24 protein-coding genes are annotated in these 22,525 nt (G+C 71.6%); 8 read left to right on the top strand and 16 right to left on the bottom strand.

Annotated elements, in window-relative coordinates:
• Positions 1–3: 3 nt before the first annotated feature.
• From C2L58_RS10295 to C2L58_RS10270, 6 genes are all read right to left on the bottom strand, one after another.
• A complete protein-coding gene (locus tag C2L58_RS10295; RefSeq protein ID WP_003081859.1) occupies positions 4–552 on the bottom strand; it encodes a NuoB/complex I 20 kDa subunit family protein in 549 nt (182 codons plus the stop codon).
• A gap of 4 nt (positions 553–556) precedes the next feature.
• Positions 557–976 (bottom strand): NADH-quinone oxidoreductase subunit A, encoded by a 420-nt coding sequence (locus C2L58_RS10290; protein WP_013222453.1) that lies wholly within the window; start codon positions 974–976, stop codon positions 557–559.
• A 435-nt stretch (positions 977–1,411) separates the two neighbouring features.
• Positions 1,412–2,698, bottom strand: coding sequence for a geranylgeranyl reductase family protein (locus C2L58_RS10285; protein WP_199191205.1), 1,287 nt, complete (start codon positions 2,696–2,698; stop codon positions 1,412–1,414).
• Positions 2,699–2,708: 10 nt separating this feature from the next.
• Positions 2,709–3,398 carry a demethylmenaquinone methyltransferase gene (locus C2L58_RS10280; protein WP_103337325.1) on the bottom strand — a complete coding sequence of 230 codons (690 nt, stop codon included), beginning with the start codon at positions 3,396–3,398 and terminating at the stop codon, positions 2,709–2,711.
• Positions 3,399–3,420: 22 nt separating this feature from the next.
• Positions 3,421–4,524 carry a glycosyltransferase gene (locus tag C2L58_RS10275; protein WP_103337324.1) on the bottom strand — a complete coding sequence of 368 codons (1,104 nt, stop codon included), beginning with the start codon at positions 4,522–4,524 and terminating at the stop codon, positions 3,421–3,423.
• A 1-nt stretch (position 4,525) separates the two neighbouring features.
• The gene (locus C2L58_RS10270) at positions 4,526–5,596 is read right to left on the bottom strand and encodes a glycosyltransferase family 4 protein (RefSeq protein ID WP_304532846.1); all 1,071 of its coding nucleotides are present in this window, start codon (positions 5,594–5,596) and stop codon (positions 4,526–4,528) included.
• A gap of 177 nt (positions 5,597–5,773) precedes the next feature.
• Between C2L58_RS10270 and C2L58_RS10265 the strand changes: the two genes are divergently transcribed.
• On the top strand, positions 5,774–6,604 hold the full coding sequence (locus C2L58_RS10265; protein ID WP_013222446.1) for an inositol monophosphatase family protein: 831 nt from the start codon (positions 5,774–5,776) through the stop codon (positions 6,602–6,604).
• A 30-nt stretch (positions 6,605–6,634) separates the two neighbouring features.
• Positions 6,635–7,192, top strand: coding sequence for a GNAT family N-acetyltransferase (locus C2L58_RS10260; protein ID WP_103337322.1), 558 nt, complete (start codon positions 6,635–6,637; stop codon positions 7,190–7,192).
• Positions 7,193–7,575: 383 nt separating this feature from the next.
• Here the strand turns inward: C2L58_RS10260 and C2L58_RS10255 are convergent, their stop codons facing one another.
• From C2L58_RS10255 to menD, 3 genes are all read right to left on the bottom strand, one after another.
• Positions 7,576–8,013, bottom strand: coding sequence for a DUF3592 domain-containing protein (locus tag C2L58_RS10255; RefSeq protein ID WP_103337321.1), 438 nt, complete (start codon positions 8,011–8,013; stop codon positions 7,576–7,578).
• Positions 8,014–8,035: 22 nt separating this feature from the next.
• On the bottom strand, positions 8,036–9,568 hold the full coding sequence (locus C2L58_RS10250; protein ID WP_103337320.1) for a M1 family metallopeptidase: 1,533 nt from the start codon (positions 9,566–9,568) through the stop codon (positions 8,036–8,038).
• A gap of 118 nt (positions 9,569–9,686) precedes the next feature.
• Positions 9,687–11,363: a 2-succinyl-5-enolpyruvyl-6-hydroxy-3-cyclohexene-1-carboxylic-acid synthase gene (gene menD / locus C2L58_RS10245; RefSeq protein WP_199191203.1), complete on the bottom strand. Its 1,677-nt coding sequence runs from the start codon at positions 11,361–11,363 to the stop codon at positions 9,687–9,689.
• 90 nt (positions 11,364–11,453) lie between these two features.
• Here menD and C2L58_RS10240 point away from each other — a divergent pair, with 90 nt between their 5' ends.
• The 4 genes from C2L58_RS10240 to C2L58_RS10230 all read left to right on the top strand — a co-directional run bounded on the left by C2L58_RS10240 (position 11,454) and on the right by C2L58_RS10230 (position 14,678).
• A complete protein-coding gene (locus tag C2L58_RS10240; RefSeq protein ID WP_103337386.1) occupies positions 11,454–12,377 on the top strand; it encodes a 1,4-dihydroxy-2-naphthoyl-CoA synthase in 924 nt (307 codons plus the stop codon).
• Position 12,378: 1 nt separating this feature from the next.
• A complete protein-coding gene (gene menE / locus C2L58_RS10235) occupies positions 12,379–13,503 on the top strand; it encodes an o-succinylbenzoate--CoA ligase (protein WP_199191211.1) in 1,125 nt (374 codons plus the stop codon).
• 51 nt (positions 13,504–13,554) lie between these two features.
• Complete coding sequence (locus tag C2L58_RS49785) at positions 13,555–13,692, top strand: hypothetical protein (protein ID WP_199191202.1); 138 nt, start codon at positions 13,555–13,557, stop codon at positions 13,690–13,692.
• Between the two features lie 113 nt (positions 13,693–13,805).
• Positions 13,806–14,678: a 1,4-dihydroxy-2-naphthoate polyprenyltransferase gene (locus C2L58_RS10230; RefSeq protein ID WP_199191201.1), complete on the top strand. Its 873-nt coding sequence runs from the start codon at positions 13,806–13,808 to the stop codon at positions 14,676–14,678.
• On the opposite strand, the gene C2L58_RS10225 is transcribed toward C2L58_RS10230, so the two are convergent.
• The 3 genes from C2L58_RS10225 to C2L58_RS10215 are packed head-to-tail and all read right to left on the bottom strand — an operon-like array spanning position 14,675 to position 16,523.
• Complete coding sequence (locus tag C2L58_RS10225) at positions 14,675–15,760, bottom strand: PLP-dependent cysteine synthase family protein (protein WP_103337319.1); 1,086 nt, start codon at positions 15,758–15,760, stop codon at positions 14,675–14,677. The genes C2L58_RS10230 and C2L58_RS10225 overlap by 4 nt on opposite strands.
• Positions 15,757–16,038: a DUF4229 domain-containing protein gene (locus tag C2L58_RS10220; RefSeq protein ID WP_103337318.1), complete on the bottom strand. Its 282-nt coding sequence runs from the start codon at positions 16,036–16,038 to the stop codon at positions 15,757–15,759. Before C2L58_RS10220 ends, C2L58_RS10225 begins: the two co-directional genes overlap by 4 nt.
• A gap of 11 nt (positions 16,039–16,049) precedes the next feature.
• The gene (locus C2L58_RS10215) at positions 16,050–16,523 is read right to left on the bottom strand and encodes an Lrp/AsnC family transcriptional regulator (RefSeq protein WP_199191200.1); all 474 of its coding nucleotides are present in this window, start codon (positions 16,521–16,523) and stop codon (positions 16,050–16,052) included.
• A gap of 277 nt (positions 16,524–16,800) precedes the next feature.
• On the opposite strand from C2L58_RS10215, the gene C2L58_RS10210 reads away from it, so the two are divergent.
• Positions 16,801–17,013, top strand: a complete 213-nt coding sequence (locus tag C2L58_RS10210) for a BldC family transcriptional regulator (RefSeq protein WP_103337316.1) — start codon at positions 16,801–16,803, stop codon at positions 17,011–17,013.
• Between the two features lie 145 nt (positions 17,014–17,158).
• A complete protein-coding gene (locus tag C2L58_RS10205) occupies positions 17,159–17,344 on the top strand; it encodes a hypothetical protein (protein ID WP_103337315.1) in 186 nt (61 codons plus the stop codon).
• 77 nt (positions 17,345–17,421) lie between these two features.
• Here C2L58_RS10205 and C2L58_RS10200 read toward each other — a convergent pair whose 3' ends face one another.
• The 4 genes from C2L58_RS10200 to C2L58_RS10185 all read right to left on the bottom strand — a co-directional run bounded on the left by C2L58_RS10200 (position 17,422) and on the right by C2L58_RS10185 (position 22,277).
• Entirely contained in the window at positions 17,422–18,864 is a 1,443-nt protein-coding gene (locus C2L58_RS10200) for a MinD/ParA family ATP-binding protein (protein WP_103337314.1), read from the bottom strand.
• Between the two features lie 75 nt (positions 18,865–18,939).
• Positions 18,940–19,908 (bottom strand): c-type cytochrome biogenesis protein CcsB, encoded by a 969-nt coding sequence (ccsB, locus tag C2L58_RS10195; RefSeq protein ID WP_103337313.1) that lies wholly within the window; start codon positions 19,906–19,908, stop codon positions 18,940–18,942.
• 3 nt (positions 19,909–19,911) lie between these two features.
• A complete protein-coding gene (resB, locus tag C2L58_RS10190) occupies positions 19,912–21,507 on the bottom strand; it encodes a cytochrome c biogenesis protein ResB (RefSeq protein ID WP_103337312.1) in 1,596 nt (531 codons plus the stop codon).
• Positions 21,504–22,277: a cytochrome c biogenesis CcdA family protein gene (locus tag C2L58_RS10185; protein ID WP_103337311.1), complete on the bottom strand. Its 774-nt coding sequence runs from the start codon at positions 22,275–22,277 to the stop codon at positions 21,504–21,506. The genes resB and C2L58_RS10185 overlap by 4 nt, the downstream gene beginning before the upstream one ends.
• Between the last annotated feature and the right edge of the window lie 248 nt (positions 22,278–22,525).

The following is a 22,525-nucleotide window of genomic DNA, read 5'->3' as shown; positions in this document are numbered from 1 at the left end:
GCTCTACTTCTTCGCGTACTTGATCGACGACGCGACGAGCTCGGTGCGCTCCCCGCTCGCGGCGCGGATGGCGGCGCGGCGGGCGTTGATCGGCTCGTCCTGGATCTTGGCGTGCAGCTTGAGGATCGCGTCCAGCAGCATCTCCGGCCGCGGCGGGCAGCCGGGCAGGTACATGTCGACCGGCACGATGTGGTCGACGCCCTGGACCACGGCGTAGTTGTTGAACATGCCGCCGGAGGAGGCGCAGACGCCCATCGCGAGGACCCAGCGCGGCTCGGCCATCTGGTCGTAGATCTGGCGCAGGACCGGGGCCATCTTCTGCGTGACGCGCCCGGCCACGATCATCAGGTCGGCCTGCCGCGGCGTCGCGCTGAAGCGCTCCATGCCGAAGCGGGCGATGTCGTAGCGGGAACCGCCGACCGTCATCATCTCGATCGCGCAGCAGGCGAGACCGAAGGTGGCGGGCCACAGGGAGTTCTTGCGCGCCCAGTTGACGAGGCCTTCGAGGCTGGCCAGCAGGATGCCGTTGGGGAGTTTTTCTTCCAGGCCCATGGGTCTAGTTCCAATCCAGGCCGCCGCGCCGCCACACGTAGGCGTACGCGAAGCCGACCGTCGCGATGAACAGCAGGATCTCCACCAGGCCGAACGTGCCCAGCGCGTCCGCCTGCACGGCGAACGGGTAGAGGAAGACCATCTCGATGTCGAACAGGATGAACAGCATCGCGGTGATGTAGTACGCGACCGGCATCCGCCCGGCGCCGACGAGCGGCTGCGGGGACGGTTCGATGCCGCACTCGTAGGCGGACAGCTTGGCCTTGTTGTACCGGCTGGGGCCGACGAGCGGCCCGAGCAGGACCGACAGCACGGCGAAACCGAGCGCCAGCACGAACAACAGGACCAGGGGCAGGTAGGGCTTCAGGCTCGGGGCCTCTTGCGCCAGCTGCACCGTGTCGGTCCGGGTCAGCAACGTCAGCACGGGGTCTTCGCCATCCTTTCCGCGCCGCTGCGGTTGAGCTTGTGGTGGGGAACCGCTGGGCCTCGTCGGCACCCTAAGGGACCTGGGTCACACCGCCGAGGGTCAGGGTCTCCTTACGGCCCGTGGCTGGGCCCAGAGGGAAAACACAGTGCGCTTGTGAAATAGTTCACAAGCCACTCGTTGCGGATGTGAAGGGATTCACAAAGCATGGGGGGAGTCTAGGACGCGACTCACACTCTTGTCCCTAGTACCCCGTGTTATAAGGGTCGCCTAAGTTCCCGCGCCATCGTTGTCACGGGTCGGCAACACCGCGCGCGCGACCTGCGCGAAGAGCGGTCAAGATCGCGTTCCGGACGGACAAAACGGGCGCTGACCTGTGATCTATCCCACTGACCGCACGGCCAACTTGTTACGCCACTCGTGTGTCCGCGCGCGTCAGCGCGGGCTCGGGGTCACCTTCGCCAGAGCCGAGATCAGGCGGTCGACGCCGTCGCCGCCCTTGGCGTCGTAGCAGCCCGAGAGGCCCTTGTAGACCAGCGGCAGGAGCTTGTTGATGCGCAGCCCGTACTTGGTGCACGCGTGCATGATCTTCGGCTTGCCGATGATCTTCGCGAAGACGTTGCCGAGCTGGTAGTAGCCGCCCATCAGCTCGCCCACGGCCCGCGGGTACGCCTCCAGCGCCCGCTCCCGCGAAGGTCCTTCGCGCCGCGCCAGGGCCTGCACGACGACCTCCGCGGCGATCTGCGCGGACTCCATCGCGGCCGAGATGCCTTCGCCGTTGAACGGGCTGACCATGCCGCCGGCGTCGCCGAGGAGCAGCAGGCCGTCGCGGTAGTGCGGGGTGCGGTTGAAGCCCATCGGGAGGCCGGCGCCGCCGACCTTGCCGATGGCGTTCTCCTCGCGGTAGCCCCACTCCTCCGGCGTCCCGTCGAGCCACTGGCGCAGCAGCGCGCGGTAGTCGGTGTTCCGGAAGGAGGCCGACGTCGAGAGCATGCCGAGGCCGACGTTCACCGTGCCGTCGCCGAGCGGGAACGCCCAGCCGTAGCCCGGCAGCAGCTTCGGGTCGCGCGGGTCGGACTTGTCCCACAGCTCGAGGTGGCCCTCGATGAACGGGTCGTCGTGGCGCGGGCTCTTGTAGTACTGGCGCACCGCGACACCCATCGGGCGCTTCTCGTTCTTCTGGATGCCGACGCTCAGCGCGAGCCGCGCGGACACGCCGTCGCAGGCCAGGACCAGCGGCGCGTAGTACTTGGCGACAACCTTTTCGGGGCCGACCTTCGCCTCGACGCCGACCACGCGCCCGCTCGCGTTCGTGATCGCGCTGGTGACGGCCGTGCGCTCGTAGAGCCGCGCGCCGGCCTTGACCGCGAGCTTCGCGAGGAGGTCGTCGAAGTCGTGGCGGGTGCGGGACACCCCGTACGGTGGGTAGCTGGTCAGGTCCGGCCAGTCGAGTTCCAGCGTGAGGTCGCCGGTGAGGATCCGCAGCCCCCGGCTGTGCACCCAGCCCGCTTCCTCGCTCGTGTCGATGCCCAGGTCGATCAGCTGCTTGACGCCACGCGGGGTCAGGCCGTCGCCGCAGACCTTCTCGCGGGGGAACTCGGTCTTCTCCAGCAGGAGGACGTCGACGCCCGCGCGGGCCAGGTAGGTGGCCACGGTGGACCCGGCGGGTCCGGCGCCGACGACGATGACTTCGGCGTCCTGGTCAGGGCTACGACGGCTCATACCCGCGAGTTTAGGCAGGCTTGCGCGCGCGGTGGATCGCCACGACGCCGAATGTGAGGTTCAACCACTCGACGTCGGCCCAGCCCGCGCTCGCGATGATCTCGCCGAGGGTGCGCTGGTCCGGCCAGGCCAGCATGGATTCGGCCAGGTAGGAGTACGCCTCGGGGTTGGACGACGTCCGCTTGCCGACCCAGGTGAGCAGCTTGAGCATGAAGCGCCGGTGGATGAACCGGATCGGGGCGAACGGCGGCGTCGAGACCTCGCAGATCACCAGCCGGCCGCCCGGCTTGACCACCCGGGCGATCTCGGTGAGCGCGGCCTTCGTGTCGACGAAGTTGCGCAGGGCGAGGGAGATCGTCACGGCGTCGAAGCTCTCGTCGGCGAACGGGAGGTTCAGCGCGTCCGCCGCGACCATCGGGACCTGGCGGTGCAGCCCGGCGCGGAGCATGCCGAACGAGAAGTCCGCGGCCAGGCACCAGGCGCCCCCGCGGGCGTACTCGACGGTGGACACCCCGGTGCCGGCCGCGAGGTCCAGGACCTTTTCGCCGCGGCGGGCGTCGAGCACGCGGGCGGTGGTGGTGCGCCAGCGCCGGTCGAAGCCGAACGTCATGAACGAGTTCGCCCGGTCGTACCCGTCCGCGACGCCGTCGAACATCGCGGCGACTTCGTGCGGGTCCTTGTCCAGGCTTGCGCGTGACATAGCCTGAGATTAGTCCGCGGCTTCAGCGGAAGGTGGCCAGCATCCCGGCCACCGCCGCGGGCCAGGTGAATTCCTCGGCCCGGGCCCGTGCCGCCGCGCGCCGGGCCTCCTCGGGGCGCTCGAGGAGGCTGGTCACCGCCGTCGCGAACGCCGGCGCGTGGTCGTCGACCGCCTCGCCGCAGCCCGGCCGCACGATCTCCCGCAGCGCCGACGACGCCGACACGACGACCGGCGTCCCCGAGGCCAGGGCCTCCAAGGCCGCCAGCCCGAACGTCTCGTGCGGCCCCGGCGCCAGCGAGACGTCCGCGCTGGCCAGCAGCCGGGCGACGTCGCCGCGGCCCGGCAGGAAGCCCAGGAACGTCACCGGCAGGCCACGCGCCCGGCGCTCCAGCGCCCGTCGTCGCGGCCCGTCGCCCGCCACCACCAGCCGCACCTTCGCGCCCGACTCCGTCAGCTCGGCGACGGTGTCCACGCTGCGCTCGACGTGCTTCTCCGGCGAGAGACGTCCACAGTGGACGAGCAGGGTGTCCGCGCCGGAGGCCAGGCCGGTCCGCCAGCCGTCGTCGCGCATGGCGGGCCGGAACGTCGCGAGGTCGACGCCGAGCGGGACGCGGCGGACGTTCGGCGCCGCGATCCGGTCGAACTCCGCGCGTGCGAACGCCGTCGTGCAGACGACCGTGTCGTAGCTCGCGGCCATCCGCCGGTTCGCGGTGTCGGCGACGCGGCGGGCCACCGGCGCTGGCAGCAGGAACTGCTCCAGCAGGCGGTCGAGGCGCTCGTGGGAGATGACCGTGCTGGGCACGCCGTGGCGGCTCGCCCAGCCGCCCATCCCCCGCAGCGTCAGCCGGTCGGACACCTCCAGGCGGTCCGGCTCGAGCTTCCGCAGCACCGCGCGGACCCGGTGCGGGTCGACGGCCCGGTAGCCACCGGTACCCGGGATCCGCGGCGCCGGCAGCGAAAACCGCCGGACGCCGGTCGGCAGGACCTCGTCGGCGTACCGGCGGCCGGGCACCACGAGCGTCACCTCGTGCCCGCTCGCGACGTACCCGGCGCCGAGGTGGTGCAGCGCGGTGCGCAGGCCGCCCGAGCGCGGCCCGTAGAAGTTCGCGAGCTGGACGATGTGCACGTCAGGCCGCGCGGGCGGCCCGGCCCCGCACGGCTTCGTAGTGCCCGACCAGCTCGTGGCAGACGGCGGGCCAGGTGCGGCCCAGCACCACCTTGCGCGCCTTCTCGCCGAGCCTCGCGCGCAACGCGGCGTCTCGGAGGGCGTCGACCTTTTCGACGAGCGCCGGGCCGAACCGCTCGCGGTCCGCGGGCAGCAGGTAGCCGGTGCGGCCGGGCAGCACGAGGTCCTTCGGGCCGCCCGCGTCCGGGGCGAGCACCGGCAGCCCGGACGCCATCGCCTCCTGCACCGCCTGGCAGAACGTCTCGTGCGGTCCGGTGTGGACGAAGACGTCGAGGCTCGCGTACGCCTTCGAGAGGTCCTCGCCGTACTTCGCGCCGAGGAAAGCGGCGTCCGGCAGCTGGTCCCTGAGGCTTTCGAGCTCGGGCCCGTCGCCGACGACGACCACGCGGATGCCCGGCACCCCGGCCAGCGCGGCCAGCCGGTCGACCTCCTTCTCGGGGGCCAGCCGGCCGACGAACCCGACGAGCAGCTCACCGGCCGGGGCCAGCTCGGCCCGCAGCACCGGGTCGGCGTGCGCCGGGGAGAACCGATCGATGTCGACGCCGCGCGCCCACCGGTGCACCCGCGGGACGCCGTGGAGCCGCAACTGCTCGACGGAGTCACTCGACGGCGCGAGGGTCCGGTCGGCGCGCGAGTGCAGCCGCCGCACCCACCGCCACGCGGCGCGGGCGCCGATGCCGAAGCCGTACGCGGCGGCGAACCCGGCGATGTCGGTCTGGTAGACGGCGATCGACGGGACGCGCAGCCGTCTCGCGGCGGCGAGCCCGCGCGCGCCGACGACGAACGGCGACGCCAGGTGCACGACGTCCGGGCCGAACGCGGCCAGCGCGTTCAGCACCGTGCGCGTCGGCAGGCCGATCGGCAGGGAGCTGACCCCGGGGACGTCGAGCGCGGGAATCCGGACCACCGGGGCCCCGCGGTAGGAGTCCGGGCCGGGGCCGGGGGCGATGATCAGCACGTCGTGCGCGCGTTCGCGCAGGTGCTCGACGACCCGCAGGACGGAGTTGGTCACGCCGTTCACCTGGGGCAGGAAACTTTCGGTGACTATGGCGACTCGCACGTCCTGGACGATCGCACCCGATCCTGGCGCTGGTGTGACGTGTGAGCCAACGCTGCCGGAACAGATCGGCTACGACATGTCATCTCAAGGTCGTGTCCTGGAAACCAGGGTGGGCCAGGCTAAGCAGGCATGACCCTCTTGTCCTCACGGCCGCCGCGGCCCGTCGAGCCCGGCCTGCTGTCGAGGGCGCTCGAAGTGGCCGGGCGGCTGGCCAACGACGCCACCGACGTGATCACCGCGACCGCCGGCCGCGGCGCCCACCCTTCGACGCTGGATTCGCCGTTCGACTGGGTCACCGACACGGATCGCATCCTGGAGCGCCACACGCGGCGCGTCCTGACCGCGGAGTTCCCGGGCATCCCGGTGGTCGGCCACGAGTTCGGCGCCGACCACGGCGCGGACATCGCGGAATACCGCTGGGTGGTCGACTCGGTGGACGGCACGGCGAACTACGTGGCCGGGGTGCCGTGGTGCGCGTACAGCCTGGCACTGGTGGACGCGGCGGGCCCGGTGGTGGGCGTGGTGGCGGACCCGTACCGCGCCCAGATCTACGCGGCGGCGCGCGGCCGGGGGGCCCGCGCGAACGGCAAGCCGATCAAGCTGGTGGACCGCTGCGTGACGGCGGGGGCCCTGGTGTGCACCGAGCTGGCCCGCAGCGGCCCGTGGCCGGGCATGGGCGGCTTCATCGAGCGGGCCGCGGCGGCCCACGCGGGGGTCCGGGTCCTCGGCTCGGCGGCGTTGTCGATCGCCCAGGTGGCCTTGGGCCACGCGGCGGCGGCGGTGCTGCACAGCTACCACGAGTGGGACGTGGCCGGCTCGGTGGCGATGGCCATCGAGGCGGGAGCGGTGGTACTGGACAAGCACGGCGAGGACACGGCCCTCCCCACGGACGGCCTGCTGGTGGCGGCCCCGGGAGTGGCGGACGAGGTCCTCGGCTGGTGGCAGGAGACGGCGGGCTGATCGGGTTGCGAGAGGTGTGAAGATCAGGCCATGCCGACCCTCCACACGCCGCGGCTCACCCTGGTGCCGCTGGCCGACGAGCACCTCGAGCTGGAGTACGAGCTGGACTCCGACCCCGAGGTGATGCGCTACCTCACCGGCCGAGCGGCAACCCGCGCCGAGGTCGCCCAGGCCCACGCCCGCCGGACGGCGACGGCGTCGGGCTTCGGCTTTTGGATGGGCTTCGCGGGCGAGGACTTCGTCGGCTGGTGGCTGTTGCGGCCGCCGCACGGCCCGGACCAGCCGGAGGTCGACGGCGAAGCGGAGCTGGGGTACCGCCTGCTGCGCCGCCAGTGGCGGCGAGGTTATGCCCGGGAGGGTTCGCTGGAGCTGCTCCGCTACGGCTTCGAGGAGCTGTGCCTCGACCGTGTTTTCGCCCAGACGATGGCGGTCAACACGCCATCCCGAGCCACCATGGCATCAGCCGGGCTGACGTTCGCTCGGGCATTCACCTCGGCCGCGGAGTACGACGACCCGATCGAAGGCGCCGAGCAGGGCGAGGTCGAGTACGAGATAACGCGGAAGCGGTGGCTGGAGACAGCGGGCTGAGTTGTCCACATCATGTCCGGCTATCCACAGATTCGCCGCATCACCCATTTGTGCAGCGACCCACCGATAGACTGGAACAGGGCACGCCCCCCAGGGTGTGGCGGGGAGCTGTCTGGGCGGCCGGGGGCCCTCAACCCCGCAAAAGCACACAGCCCACCGACACCTCCGCCGCCCGACACAAGCCCGGCCGGGCATGAGCCGAACCAGCCCGCCCTACACCTCCCCGCCCTACACCTCCCCCGCCCCTCGTCCCAGCCGCAGTCAGCACCGGAGAGCCGGGGTCAAGGGTGAGCGAAGCTCATCGCGAAGCGACGCCGAAGGCGCCCTTGAGGCCGGCTCTCCGGTGCTGAACAATCAAAGGACGAGGAGCGGGGAACCACGAATCAGGCCGCAGCCTTGACCCGCTTGTCCTGCCGCCGGATCCACCAAAGCGCGGGCCCGCCCACCAGCCACGTAAAGAAAACAAAACTCCCCAGCGGCAGCAACGTCAAAGCAGCCGACCGCCCAGCCACCCGAGCCAGCTCCGGGTCAGACGCGTCGTACTCGATCCGCACCAGCTGCCCGGCCGCCAGCCCGTCCGGGTACAGCACCCCGTTCGCCGGGCTGTGCACGATCCCGTCCGGCGTCTCGAAGTGGATGATCGTCCGGTCGAACGCCACCGAATCCACCGTCGCCGTGGCCGTCCCCATTTGGGCCGAGATCGCGCTGTCGTTGCGGATCGCGGCGAACAGCAGGCACACGCACATCACCGTGAGGAGCGAGGCGACGCCGAGGATGGTCCACCACCCGACGCGCCTCGCCCGCTCGCCTCTCGTGCTCACGCCGCGAGCGTAGCGGTCTTGCTCAGCCCGCGTGTTCGGCGGCGAGGAACCGGTGGTTCGCCTGGATCTGGTCGTACGAACGCGGCTTGACCGAAGCCGGAGCCGCAGCCGAGGCCGAGGCCCGCAAAGCGGGAGCGGCAGCACCGTTCGGCCCCACCGCGGGCTTCCCCGCCGTGTACAGCCAAGTCTGGAACAGGTCGTGCAGCGGCTTGCCCGAGATCTTCTCCGCCAGCGCGATGAACTGGAGGATCCGCCCGTCCGAGCCCCCCTTGGCGGCCTGCCACGCCTTCAGGATGGCGAAGAAAGCGTCGTCCCCGACGGCCGTCCGCAGCGCCTGCAGCGTCAGCGCACCCCGGTCGTAGACCGCGTTGTCGAACTGGTTGTCCGCGCCCGGGTCGGCCGGGACGAGCTTCCACAGGTCGGCGTCCGCCGCGTTCGAGTCGTACGTGTACTGGGCCAGCTCCGCGACCGTGCCCTCACCCTCGTGCTCCGACCACAGCCACGACGCGTAGGACGCGAAGCCCTCGTTCAGCCAGATGTCGCTCCACCGGCCCAGCGACACGTTGTCGCCGAACCACTGGTGGGCGTTCTCGTGCGCGATCAACGTCGTGTTCGAGCCCGCGCGGAAGTTCCGGGCGCCGTACGTCGGCCGGGTCTGGTTCTCCAGGGAGAAACCGATGCCGCTGGTCACGACGCCGCCCTCGGCCTCGAACGGGTACGGCCCGAACTGCGTCGCCAGGAACTCGTCGATCTCCGGCGTCCGTTCGACGCTGGCCTTCGCCGCGTACAGGGAGTCGCCGAGGTCGGTGCCGTACGCCGTGATGAACGGCTTGCCGTCCGGCGTGGTCGATTCGACGACCTCGTACTTGCCGACGATGAACGACGTCAGGTAGGTCGCCTGCGGGTGAGTGCTCCGCCACTGCCAGCGGGTCCAGCCCGCACGGCTCTTCGTCTTCCGGACGAGGGTGCCGTTGGAGATGGCCGCGTTGTCGTCCGGCGCCTCGATGGTGACGTCGTAGGTCGCCTTGTCGGTCGGGTGGTCGTTGGCCGGGAACCACCACGCCGAGCTCTGCGGCTCGTCGATGCCCAGGGCGCCGAACGAACCCTTCTTCCACGCGTTGATGCCGTCCACCGTCTCGGTCGACGGCGTGTCCGCGTAGGCGACGACGACCGTCGCGGTCTGGCCCTTGAGCAGCGGCTGCGCCGGCGTGACGACGAGCTCGCCGTTGCCCGTCTGGTTCGTGAACTGGGCGGGCCGGTTGTTCACCCGCACGCTCGACGCCTTCAGCGCGAAGTCCAGGTCGAACCGCGAGAGGTCCTGCGTCGCCGTGAGCAGCAGGGTCGTGGTGCCCGACAGGAGGTCGGTCGCGGGCTGGTAGGTCAGCCGGATGTCGTAGTGCAGCACGTCGGTGCCGCCGTTGCCGGCGTTCGGGTAGTACGGGTCGCCGGCACCGGGGGCGCCGGGGGCGGGCGCCGCGCTCGCGGTGCCGGCGAGCAGCACCGAGACGACGCCGGCCGCGAGCGCACCGAGACCGGTACGCGTTCTTGCACGCATTCGAATTCCTCCAAGAGGTGAGGATCAGCGCGCTCGAACGTAGCCAGGGCAGGCGGAGGCAGGAACAGCCGAAGGGAGGTTTCTTGCCTACTGGGATTGCACCCGGAAAGCGGTTGACTCAGCCCGCGGACACGGCTGCGGACACCGCCGCCCGCAGGCGGGCGTGCAGGTCGCGGTGCCGCGACCGGTCCACCCGCACCTCGACGACCCGCAGCCCGGGCGCGGGTGCCAGCGCCGCCTGGAACTCCGTCAGCGTCTCCGCGACGACGTGCGGGACGCGGTAGCCCGCGCACAGCGCCCCCAGGTCGGCGCCGTGCGGGGTGCCGAAGACGCGCTCGAAGCTGGCCGAGTGCTCCGGCGCCCCCTGCTCCAGCAGCGAAAAGATGCCGCCGCCGTCGTCGTTGAGGACCACGATCGTCAGGTCGGGACGCTGCTCGGCGGGCCCGGTCAGCAACCCGGAGGCGTCGTGCAGGAACGTCAGATCGCCCAGCAGCGCGTACGACGGGCCCCGGTGCACGTACGCGGCGCCGATGGCCGTCGAGACCGTGCCGTCGATGCCCGCGACGCCGCGGTTGCGGTGCACGAGGACGTCCGGCCGCAGCCGGCCGGCCAGCGCGACGTCCCGGGTCGGGTTGGACGAGCCGACGACCAGCAGCGAGTCCGGCGGCAGCGCGTCCACCAGCTCGGTGGCCACCCGGAGCCCGCTGGGCCACGACTCTTCGGCCAGTGTCGCGGCGACGGCGGAAGCGGCCGCGGCGTCGGCGCGGCGCCAGCTCGCCAGCCACTCCGGGTCGGCGGGCTTGGTCGGCTCGTCGAACCACTGCCCGACCTGGCGGACGTTGTGCGCGGGCGCCGGCCAGTCCGAGTCCGGCCGCACCAGCAGCACCTCGACCTCGGCGTCCGAGAGCACGTTCTGGATCTGCCGGAACACCGTCGGACGGCCGAGGCAGAGCACCTGCTCCGGCTTGTGCCTGCTGATGAACTCCTCGACGGCCAGCAACCACACCCCGGACGAGATCGCCGTGCCGCCGGAGAGCCCCAGGCCGCCGGTCTCCGAGACGACCGGCCAGCCGTGCTGCTCGGCCCACTCGCTGGCCGCTTGGACGCCGGTGTCGCACGCGATCACCAGGCCGTGGCGCGCCGAAGGCACCACGAACGACGGGAGCGCCCCGAAGTCCGGCAGCTCGGTCCAGCGGGACCCGTCCGCGCGGCCGTCGAGGGATTCGTACCACTCACCGTCATCGTCCAAATCGGGCACGAGCGGCTCGCGGAACGGGATGTTCAGGTGCACCGGCCCACAGCGCCACTCGCCGTAGGCGGCGTTCCAGGCCCGGCAGATCTGGCTGCGCCAGTACGAGTTCTGCCCGGCCCGCCGCTCGGCGACGGCCAGCTCGTCGAAGTAGCGGATGGCGTCACCGTAGAGCTGGTGCTGGTCGATCACCTGCGACGCCCCCGCGGCCCGCAGCTCGGGCGGCCGGTCGGCGGTCATGACGATCAGCGGGACGCCGGCCCGGTCGGCCTCCAGGACAGCCGGGTGGAAGTTCGCGGCCGCGGTGCCGGACGTGCAGAGCACGGCCACCGGGCGGCCGGTGCGCGCGGCGATGCCGAGGGCGAGGAAGGCGGCGCCGCGCTCGTCGATGCGGACGTGCAGCCGCAGCTTCCCGGCGGCCGCCGCGTCGTAGAGCGCGATCGACAGCGGCGCGTTGCGGGAGCCCGGGCAGAGGACGACGTGGGAAACGGTGTTGCGGACGAGTTCGTCGACGATGACCCTGGCCTGCGCGGTGGAAGGGTTCACCGGCAGGCTCCGTCGCCCGCCGACGCGCTCTTCACCGCGGAGGCGGCAGCCGGCACAGCAGAAGTGTCCACAGGTCCTATCCTCGCAAACGTGGATGACGCCCGAGTTTCCGAGCTGTTCGACCCCGCCGCGTGGACCGAGGTCGAAGGTTTCGCCTTCACCGACATCACCTACCACCGTTCCGCTGAGAACCGCGGCGGCAAACGCGTGGTGCGCATCGCGTTCGACCGTCCGGAGGTCCGCAACGCCTTCCGGCCGCACACCGTCGACGAGCTCTACCGGGCCCTCGACCACGCCCGGATGAGCTCCGACGTCGGCTGTGTCCTGCTCACCGGGAACGGCCCGTCGGCCAAGGACGGCGGGTGGGCGTTCTGCTCCGGTGGTGACCAGCGTATTCGCGGACGCTCCGGGTATCAGTACGCGAGCGGGGAGACCTCCGACACGGTGGACCCCGCGCGGGCCGGCCGGCTGCACATCCTCGAGTGCCAGCGGCTCATCCGGTTCATGCCGAAACCGGTGATCGCGGTCGTGCCGGGCTGGGCCGCGGGCGGCGGGCACTCCCTGCACGTCGTGTGCGATCTCACGCTCGCCTCGGCCGAGCACGCGAAGTTCAAGCAGACCGACGCCGACGTCGGCTCGTTCGACGGCGGCTACGGCTCGGCCTACCTGGCGAAGATGGCCGGCCAGAAGTTCGCCCGCGAAATCTTCTTCCTCGGCCGCGAGTACTCCGCCGAGCAGATGCACCGGATGGGTGCGGTGAACGCGGTCGTCCCGCACGCCGACCTGGAAAAAGAGGCGCTGACCTGGGCGTGGGAGATCACGCGCAAGTCGCCGACGGCGCAGCGGATGCTGAAGTACGCGTTCAACCTCACCGACGACGGCCTGGTCGGCCAGCAGCTGTTCGCCGGCGAAACCACCCGCTTGGCCTACATGCAGGACGAAGCCGTCGAAGGCCGTGACGCCTTCCTCCAGAAGCGCGACCCCGACTTCAAGGACGTCCCCTATTACTACTGAGCTGCGCCCGGTCCACCTCGACGGCTCGCCCGAAGCGCTCGACACGCTGAACAGAGCCGTCGCGGACGCGCTGGGCGGCGGCCCGGCGGTCCTGCCGTTCACCGACCCCGCGCTGCGCGACGCGATGGCGCCGGCCGAGCCCGCCGAGCCGGGCACCGCCGTGGTCATCGCCACCTCGGGCTCGACGGGCGCCCCCAAGGGCGTGCTGCTGTCGGCCCGCGCGCTGACCGCGTCCGCCGAGGCCACGCACACGCGGCTCGGCGGGCCGGGGCACTGGCTGCTGGCCACCCCGGCGCACTACATCGGCGGCCTGCAGGTGCTGGTCCGGTCGCTGCTGGCCGGGACGACCCCGGTGCCGCTGACCGGCACCGGCTTCCGCCCGGACGACTTCGCGGCCGCGGCGGCCCGGCTGCCGGGCGGCCCGCGGTACACGGCGCTGGTGCCCACCCAGCTGGTCCGCCTGCTCGACGACGGCGGCCCGGGGCTGGCCGCGGCGAAGACGTTCGACGCGATCGTGGTCGGCGCGGCGGCGACCTCGCCGGCCCTGCGTGAGCGCGCCGCGGACGCCGGGGTGCGGATCGTGCCCGCGTACGGGATGAGCGAGACGGCCAGCGGCTGCGTCTACGACGGCTTCCCCCTCGACGGCGTCCGCGTCGACCTCTCCGGTGACCGGATCCGGATCGCCGGGGACGTCCTCGCGCACGGCTACCGGCGCCGGCCGGACCTGACGGCGGAGTCGTTCGCGGACGGCTGGTTCACGACGTCCGATCGGGGAGTCCGGCACGACGACGGCCGCATCGAGGTCCTCGGCCGGGCCGACGACATGATCAACACCGGGGGCGTGAAGGTGTCGGCGAACGCGATCGAGCGGTGCCTCTGCGCGCAGCCCGGGGTGCGGGACGCCTGCGTCGTCGGCGTGCCGGACCCGGAGTGGGGCGAGGCCGTGGTGGCGCTGGTCGTCCCGCGGGGTGAGCACGGCGACCTCCGCGCGGCGGTCCGCGCGGAACTGGGTGCGGCGGCGACGCCGAAGCGCATCGAATTCGGCTCCGAACTGCCGCTGCGCGGCCCGGGCAAGGTCGACCGGGCGGCGGTGAAGGCCCAGCTGACACCGGGCGTGACCCGCTGAATGGCGGCACTTCGTTGACACGCACCGGGTGCGCCCGCTTGGCTACTCACCATGACGCGCTGGATCAGAATCGCTATCGCCGCCACCGCCGTCACGCTGGGCATCCTCCTGCCCGCGAGCGCGGCTCTCGCCGAGGACGTGGACCCCAACAGCGGCTCGCTCGTCTGGCAGCTGCCGACCAGCGACTGAGACATCCGGGCCTTCGCCCCGGGCCGGGGGCTCCGCCACCCGGAACCCCCGAAAGACTTCCCGGGTTCCCGGGTTCCCGCTTGCCACTGATCGACATGGCGTTGAATGGCGCCATGGCGAGCTTGAGCGAGTGGATCGAAGGGGCCCGGCCGCGGACGCTGCCCAACGCGGTGGCGCCGGTGGTGGCGGGCGTCGGCGCGGCGATCGCGCTGGACGCGTTCTCCTGGTGGCGTTCGGCGCTGGCGCTGCTGGTCTCCCTCTCGCTGATCATCGGCGTCAACTACGCCAACGACTACTCCGACGGCATCCGCGGCACGGACGAAAACCGCGTCGGCCCGCTCCGGCTGGTCGGCTCCGGCGTCGCCGCCCCGAAGGCCGTGCTGACCGCCGCGCTGATCTCCCTGGGCCTGGCCGGGGTGCTGGGGCTGGTCCTGGTGGCCGTCAGCGGGCACTGGTGGCTGCTGGGGATGGGCGCGCTGTGCATCCTCGGCGCGTGGTTCTACACCGGCGGCAAGAAGCCCTACGGCTACTACGGCTTCGGCGAGATCGCCGTCTTCGTGTTCTTCGGCCTGGCCGGCGTCCTGGGCACGGTGTACGTCCAGGCGGGCCGGGTGAGCTGGCCGGCGCTGGCGTGCGCGATCGCGGTCGGCTGCTTCTCGACGGCGGTCCTGACGGCCAACAACCTGCGTGACATCCCGACCGACGTCGAGGCCGGCAAGCGCACCCTGGCCACCCGCCTGGGTGACAAGGGCACGCGACGGCTCTACCTGGTGCTGGTGGCGGTGCCGTACGTGCTCGGCGGGGTCCTGCAGTTCACCACGCACTCGCTCGCCGCGCTCACGGTGCTGAGCGCCGCCCTGCTGCCCCAGTCCGTCAAGGCCATCCTCCGGGACGCGACCGGCCGCGACCTCATCCCGGCCCTGCGCGACACCGGGCTCGCGATGCTCGCGTGGGCGGTGCTGGCCGCGGTCGGCCTGAACCTCTAGCTCTCCGGGACGAACTTCCCGGTCGTCAGGAACTCCTCCAGCAACGCCGTGTGCGGGGCCAGGTCCAGGTTCTGCTGGGCCAGCCACTCGTCGTTGTAGTAGGTGTGCGCGTACCGCTCGCCGCCGTCGCACAGCAGCGTCACGACGCTGCCCGCCTGGCCGTCCTCGACCATCCGGGCGATGAGCTGGAACGCGCCGTAGAGGTTGGTGCCGGTCGAGCCGCCCGCCCAGTGGCCGGTCCGCTCGCGCAGCAGCCGGATCGCCGCCAGCGAGCCGGCGTCGGGGATCTGGAACATCTCGTCGATGACGCCGGGGACGAACGACGGCTCGCAGCGCGGCCGCCCGATGCCCTCGATCCGCGACGGCATGCCGGTGGCGTAGTCCAGCGCCCCCGTCTCCCAGGCGCCGTAGAACGACGAGTTCTCCGGGTCGACGACGCAGACCTTCGTCGTGTGGCGCTTGTAGCGGACGTACCGGCCGAAGGTCGCGCTCGTGCCGCCGGTGCCCGCGCCGACGACGATCCACGCCGGGCACGGGTGGCGCTCCGAGCGCATCTGCGCGAACACCGACTCGGCGATGTTGTTGTTGCCGCGCCAGTCCGTCGCGCGCTCGGCGTAGGTGAACTGGTCGAGGTAGTGCCCGCCGCACTCGGCGGCGAGCCGCTCCGCCTCGGGGTACATCGCCGGGGCGGTGTCGACGAAGTGGCACTCGCCGCCGTAGAACTCGATGAGCGCGACCTTCTCCTTCGACGTGCGCCGGGGCACGACGGTGATGAAGCGCAGGCCGAGCATCCGGGCGAAGTAGGCCTCGGACACCGCGGTCGACCCGCTGGAGGCCTCGACGAGCACGGTGTCCGGCCCGATCTGGCCGTTGACGAGCCCGTAGAGGAACAGCGACCGGGCCAGCCGGTGCTTCAGCGAGCCGGTCGGGTGGACCGACTCGTCCTTGAGGTACAGGTCGATGCCCCACTCCGGGGGCAGCGGGAAGACGTGCAGGTGGGTGTCGGCGCTGCGGTTGGCGTCGGCCTCGATGATCCGGACGGCCTCGCGGACCCAGCTGCGGTTGTGCGGGCGGCGGCTCACTCGGGCTGTCCCTCGCCGCGCAGCTGCGCGCGCAGCTCGGCACGGGCGCGGGCGCGCTTCTCGTTGCGCTTCGCCAGCCCGGCGGTCACGCGGGCGTTGAGCGGGCGGAACAGCAGCAGGCCGAGCGGCAGCCCGACGACCAGGCCGATCACCAGGGCGACCAGCAGCGGCACCCCGGTCAGGGACAGCCCCCACGCGATCACCCCGACCAGCACGAACCGCGCCAGCAGGTACAGCGTCAGGTCACGGGGCAGGTGGTCGGCCTTCACGTCGCTCACATCAACGCAGGCTACGCCCCGCCCGCCCGGTCCTTCTGCAGGCCCGCGTTGTTCGGGCGGCCCTCGAACCGGGTCGAGAGCACCACGGTGGTGTTCGTCCGCCCGACGCCGGGGATGCGCCGCAGCCGGCCCAGCGTGCGCTCCAGCTCGTCGACGGTCGACACGCGCACCTTGACGACGAACGCCTCGTCGCCGGCCACCGCGTAGCAGCTCTCGACCTCGTCGAGCTCGGCGAGCGCGTCGGCGACGTCGTCCTCCGTGGCCGTGTCGGTCGGGTGGATGCTGACGAGGGCGGTGACGCCGAGCCCGACCGAGCTCGGGTCGACGACCGCGTGGTAGCCGGTGATCACGCCGGCGGCCTCCAGCTTTCCCACGCGCTCGTGCACCGACGACGCGGACAGCCCGACGGCTCGTCCGAGATCGGCGTAGGTGGCCCGTCCGTTGATGCGCAACGCTGCGATGATCTTCCGGTCCAACTGATCCACGGGGATCACTCTATGCGGTTGGACAATCCCCCATTGGCACCACGCCTCGCCGCCGACGCCCAGGGGAGGGACGTCCTCGCACGTCACGTCACCAGACGGTAGCCGCCGCGGCGCGCAATCTGTCCGTTTTGACCTTTAAGGGCTCTTTACTCGCGGACAACCGTTCGAGTACCCGACGGGTGAAGTGCAACGATTGCCTTGTTGGCAACCCCGGCGCGACGGGCCAGAAGGCCCGGACGCCTCCGGTATAGCAGTGAGTTCGTTAAGGAGGCGGAAAATGACCGCGACGATGGGCGGACGCCTGCTCACCCCAGGCGAGGTGGCAGCGCTGTTCCGAGTGGACCCCAAGACGGTGACGCGGTGGGCGACCGCGGGGCGGATCGGCTCGATCCGGACCCCGGGCGGGCACCGGCGGTTCCGGGAGTCCGAGGTGAACGAGCTCCTCGCCGAGCTGACCACCGACGCCAGCGAACCGACGCGCACCGCCTGAACCATCCGGACGCCAGGGCCGTGTCGGGTACGGGAACCACCCCGTCCCGGCACGGCCTTCGTGTTTCCGGTGACCCGCTTCAGGCCCACCACACGGCCGAAGAGGTTAACCTCGGGGGACAGGCAGCCATACGGAAGGATCCGGCATGCTCGCTCTGCTCGCGGCGGTCGGCGCGCTGGTCGTCGCCCTGCTCCTGTGGCGGTCGTTCGCCGGCCAGCGGATCGGGGTGCCCTCGGCTCCGCGCCGCGTCACCCTCGCCCCGGACGACGACCCCGACTTCCTGCGCCAGCTGGCCGAACAGCAGCGCAAACGCCGGGACGAAGACCTTTAGGCGGCCCTTTACCTTTCTGCCGCGGCCGGTCGTGAGTGGTAAGGCGGGTTAGAACCCGCCTTACCACTCACGACCGGTCAGCGGTAGCCCTGGGAGAGCGGGGTGGCGAAGCCGTCGGCGACGGTCGCGGCCAGCTCCAGGAGCGCGAGGCGGGTGTCGCCGGAGAGGCGGTCGAGCTCGATCTCGGCGCCTTCCTCCAGGTGCGGGTCGAACGGCACCTTGCAGACCGCCCGGACCTTCGCGCCGAAGTGCGCCGACAGCTTGTCGAGGTCGACCGAGCCGCCCTTGGGCCGGACCGAGTTGATCACCGCCACCGAGCGCTTGACCAGCTCGCCGTAGCCGTGGGCTTCGAGCCAGTCCAGCGTCGCCGAGGCGCTGCGGGCGCCGTCGACCGAGCCGGACGAGACCACGACCAGCGCGTCCGCGACGTCCAGGACGCCCTTCATCGCCGAGTGCATCAGGCCGGTCCCACAGTCAGTGAGCACGATGTTGTAGAAGTGCTCCAGCAGGTTGACCGTGCGCCGGTAGTCGTCCTCGGAGAACGCCTCCGACACGGCCGGGTCCTGCTCGCTGGCCAGGATCTCCAGCCGGCTGGAGCCCTGGGACGTGTAGGACCGGACGTCGCTGTAGCGCGTGATGCGGGCGGCGTCACGCAGCAGGTGGCGGACCGTCGCGGTCGTCTCCAGCGGGATCTTCTGCGACAGCGTGCCGCGGTCCGGATTGGCGTCGACGGCGACGACGCGGTCGCCGCGCAGGGACGCGAACGTCGAGCCCAGCGTCGTCGTCACCGTGGTCTTGCCGACGCCGCCCTTCAGCGACAGCATCGCGATCTTGTAGCAGCCGCGCAGCGGCTGGTTGACGCGCGCGATGAGCTCGCGGCGGCGGGTGTCCGCCGGGCTCTCCCCCGGGTTGACCAGCTTCCCGGTGCCGACGTAGAGCGCCTTGCGCCAGCCGGACTGCGGGGGCCGCCGGGTCTGCTTCACCAGGTGCGCGGTGGACAGGTCGTGGCCGTGGCCCGGCTGCGGCTGCGGGGCCGCGTGCCGGCCGCCCTGGGGCTGCGGCAGCCCGGACGGCTGCTGCGGCCCGGGCGGCGGCTGCTGCGGGTACTGGGCGTTGGCCTGGTACTGCTGCGCCGGGTCGCGGTACTGCGGCTGCAGCGGCGGCAGGTTCTGGTCGTAGCCGTAGGGCACCTGGTGCGGCCCCGACACGGCCGGATTGGGCACCTGGTGCGGCCCCGACACGGCGGGGTTGGGCACCTGGTGCGGCCCCGACATGGCGGGGTTGGGCACCTGGTGCGGCCCCGACATGGCGGGGTTGGGCACCTGGTGCGGCCCCGAGACCGCCGGGTTGACCGGCGGCGCCACCGCCTGCGTCGGCTGCACGTCGAACGCCCCCGATGTCTCGGGGTGCGGGTGCGAGTCCGTCCGATCGTCGGCGAACAGGCCCGGCTGCGGTGCCGCAGCGGCCGGTTCAGCCTGTTCGGGGTGGCCTGGAGCCGATTCTTCGCTGGGTCCGGTCACCGGTGAAAACCTCCACGCGCTCCGCCTGACACTCCGCCCCCGGTGACGACGGTAGTCGGCGGACGCGCGGGCTGCTCAGCCCACCCCGGCGTAGGAGTGCAGGCCCGCGGTGACGAGGTTCACGAAGAACAGGTTGAACACGATCGCGGCGAACCCGACGATGTTGATGGCCGCGGCCCGGGCCCCCCGCCAGCCCGCGGTGGCCCGCGAGTGCAGGTAGGCCGCGTAGACCACCCAGGCGATGAAGGCGACGGTCTCCTTGGGGTCCCAGCCCCAGAACCGGCCCCACGCCGACTCGGCCCACACGGCGCCGCAGAGGACGCCGAAGGTGAAGACCGGGAAGGCGAAGATGGTGGTCCGGTAGGCGATCCGGTCGAGGACGTCGGCCGACGGCAGCTTCGAGGCGAACCGGGCGAACTTCGTGCCGTCCTTTTCGTAGGCCGCGCGGAACAGGTACAGCACGCTGGCCACGCCCGGCACCAGGAAGACGCCGGAGCCGATGATCGCCGCCGAGACGTGGATGACCAGCCAGTACGACTGCAGCGCGGGCTGCACCGGCGCGGCGGTCGTGTACAGCAGCGTGCCGTTGATGAACATCAGGATCACGACGGGCAGCAGCAGGAAGCCGGTGAGGTGCCGGACCGGGAACTTCGCCATCACGATCAGCCAGGTGAGGACCGTGATGAACGTGACGGCCATGCCGTACTCGTACATGTTGCCCCAGGGCGCGCGGTGCACGGCGAGGCCGCGCAGCACGATCGCCGAGAGCTGCAGCAGCGCGCCGAGCACGAGCAGCGACGCGCCCATCCGGCCGATCCGCTCGGGGCGGCCGACCTCCCGCTGGGCGGCTGGGATCTCTTCGACCGGCGGCCCGCCGGCGCCGACGAGCTCGCGCGCCCGCAGCTTGGCGCGCTCGGTGGCGAGCCGCCCCTTGGCGCCGAAGCCCTGCTCGACCAGCGTCATCATCAGCGCGACGACGTAGATCGCCGCGGCGGTCGTGTACAGCCAATCGCTGTAGGTCGACAGCGTCTCGTTGATCGGCATGCCTCAGCCCTTCTGACCACTGATCAGGCGTTCACTGACCCGCTGGAACTCTTCGCCGTACCCGGCCTGGTCGGTGCGGGCCAGCCCGGCGACCTCGATCACGGTACCCGGCTCGGCCGGCGTCCCCGGCTTCACCCGCACCCACAGCCGGCGGCGCTTGACCAGCAGGGACGCGCCCAGGCCGAGGAACATCGCGATGGCGAACCCGAGCACGAACCCCTGGGTCGGGTCGTGGGAAACCTGCAGGGAGACCCACTCGCCGACGCCGTCGAAGCGGACCTTCGTGCCGTCGTCGAGCTTGATCTCCTGGCCGGCCTTCAGGTTCTCGCGGGCGACCTTCCTCAGCCTGCCGTCGTCGATCAGGGTCTGGTCGACCTCGAACACCGACTGGCCGCGCCCGGCGTCGAGGCCCAGGTCGCCGCGCAGGACGTCGACGGCGACGGCGGGGTCCTTCGCCTCGGGCGCCGACGACGTCAGGACGTTGCCGTGCAGGAACGCCGTGGGGGCGAACAGGCCGGTGACGGCCAGCTGGCGGGTCCGCCGCTGCACCTCGTCGGTGATGCCGGGCTGGTCGAACTTCGTCGCGCCCTCGGCGAGCATCGTGGTCGGGTCGACCGTGCGCCACTGGGTGTTCTGGGTGCGCTGCGAGCCGTCCGGGAAGGTGACCGTGAACTTCGGCGAGTAGCCGTGCCCGAGCAGGTAGACGCGGTCGCCGGCGGTGCGCAGCGGCGAGTTGACCTCGAGGCCGTACGGGCGCCAGGTGCCGGTCTCGAGGTCCGGGCCGGACTGGTATTCGATGTTCGAGTGGTAGTAGTCGGGCTGGCCCGACTCGGTGTAGCGCGCGGTGAAGTCGTTGACCTTCACGCAGAACGGGTCGAGGTCGGTGCCGTCGACGCGCAGTCCCGCGTTGAAGGAGTCGTAGTTGTAGATGCCGGCGTTGCAGAAGCCGTCGCCGTTCGCCTGGACGATGACCTGGCCTTCGTAGCCGTAGAGCTTGCCGAGGGCGAAGAAGACGATCAGGCCGAGCATGCTGAAGTGGAAGACGAGGTTGCCGGTCTCGCGCAGGAACCCGCGCTCGGCCGAGATCGTGCGGACGCCGTCGGCTTCCTCGCGTTCGACGCGGCGCCAGCCGGAGAGCTGCTTGTGGACGCCCGCGATCTCGGCGGCGACGTCGGCTTCGCTGCGGCCGAGCCGGTAGTGCGGCATCCGCGCCAGGTTGCGCGGCGTCAGCACCGGCTTGGCGCGCATGGCCTTGACGTACTCGAAGCTGCGCGGCGTCAGGCAGCCGATCAGCGAGATCATCAGCAGCAGGTAGATCGCCGAGAACCAGATGCTGGAGTAGACGTCGTAGAACTCGAGCTTGTCGAGCAGCGTCCCCCACCACCCGTGGGCGGCGATGTACTCGGCGACCTTGGGCGCGTTGAGCTTCCGCTGCGGCAGGAGCGCGCCCGGCAGGGCGGCCAGGGCGAGGAGGAACAGCAGGACGAGCGCGGTGCGCATGGACGTCAGGCCGCGCCAGGTGTTGCGCAGGAAGGCGAAGGTGCGCTTGGCGGGCGTGGGACCCGGCGGGGTCTTCGGGGGTACTTCAGTGGCCGTCACAGCGGCAGCTCCAGGTTGACCGCGAGTTCGTTGCGGAACCAGCCCATCAGGTCTCCCCAGACGCCGGTGACCAGCAGGATTCCGACGATCATCAGCAGGACGCCGCCGAAGACCTGCACCTGGCGGCCGTGCCGGCGGACCCAGTCGGTGGCGCGCACGGCCCACCGGGCGCCGAGCGCGATGAGCAGGAACGGCACCCCGAGGCCGAGGCAGTAGACGGCGATCAGCAGGTACCCGCGGGCTGCGGCGCCGCCGGTCGCGCTGGCCAGGGTGGTGACGGCGGACAGCGTCGGGCCGATGCAGGGCGTCCAGCCGAGCCCGAAGATCGCGCCGAGCAGCGGGGCGCCCCAGACACCGCCGCGCGGGACGTGGTGCGAGCGCACCTCGCGCTGCAGGCCGGGGATCCAGCCGAGGAAGACCAGCGCCATGGCGATGGTGAGCACGCCGCCGAGGCGCTGCAGCAGGTCCTGGTTGAGGGTGAGGGTCGCGGTCAGCCAGACGAGGGTGCCGAACGTGCCGACGAAAACGACGGTGAACCCGAGCACGAACAGCAGGGCGGCTCCGACGACGGCCCACCGGCCCTGCTTGCGCTCTTCATCGGCGCTGACGGCGGGCGCATCGGCCCCGACGAGCGCGGCGAGGTAGGCGAGGTAGCCCGGAACGAGCGGCACCACGCACGGCGAGGCGAACGAGATCGCGCCGGCGAGCAGCGCGACACCCGCGGCGAGCAGCAGCGGTCCGGAGATCGCCAGCTCGGTCACGGAGTTCACTCCGTTGAGGGTAGGCAGTGAGGTCCTGGTGAGAACGCCGGGGCCGCTTCACAGGACCTCGGTCACAGCAGATCAGGACCTTGGTCCCGGGGGTTTCGGCCCGGGTGGCCGGGTTTCCCGGTGCCGGGCTTGGGGCGTGGTTCGGTCGCGGTCCGCGCTGTTGCGGTGAGGTTGCGGCGCGGGATGGCCCGATTCCTGCCCGGGCCCGGCTCTGATTCCGCCTGATGCCTCCACAGCCCGGGCCCGGC

The organism is Amycolatopsis sp. CA-126428 (genome assembly GCF_002904335.1).
GTDB lineage: Bacteria > Actinomycetota > Actinomycetes > Mycobacteriales > Pseudonocardiaceae > Amycolatopsis.
Note: the sequence above shows the minus strand (reverse complement) of the source record. Positions and strands in the feature narration are given on the sequence as shown.